Raw genomic sequence first — 608 nt, forward strand, 5'->3', positions numbered from 1 at the left:
ACGCCACAGAAACCGCTTCATCGGGCTTATCAGCAGAAACCGGAGGCGGTGAAGCAGTGGAAAGAAGAGTCGTTCCCGGAAATCAAAAAACTGGCGAAGCAAGCCGGGGCCAAAATCTACTTCGGCGACGAGGCCAGCGTGCGTTCGGACTATCACAGCGGCACCACCTGGGCGCCAATGGGCGAGACGCCGGTTGTTCGCACCACCGGCTCGCGCTTCAGCGTGAACATGATCTCCGCGATCTCGCCGCGGGGCGAGTTGCGCTTCAAGGCAATTGACGGATCGCTCAATGCCGAATCGTTCATCGATTTTCTTAAGGCCCTGGTCAAAGACGCTGACAGCCCGGTGTTTCTGATTCTGGACAACCATCCGGTGCATCACTCCAAGCGCGTTCGACGATTCGTCGACAGCCTGGAAGGCAAGCTCAGGTTGTTCTTTCTGCCGCCGTATTCACCCGAGCTCAATCCGGATGAATCAGTATGGGGTTACATCAAATATCACCAAGTTGGCAAAGCGTCGATTCAAAACCGTCATCAATTGGTCAGGATGGTCTATCAGCAGCTGCATCGGTTGCAGAAATTGCCGCAGCTTCTGAAGTCATTTTTTCA

The 608-nt window shown here is 54.6% G+C and carries 1 protein-coding gene; it reads left to right on the forward strand.

Annotated elements, in window-relative coordinates; translation table 11 throughout:
* A partial coding sequence (locus AC1RQI_RS17000; RefSeq protein WP_481905799.1) for an IS630 family transposase occupies positions 1-608 on the forward strand: 608 nt, incomplete at both ends.

The organism is Salicola sp. AFF1, assembly GCF_056783195.1.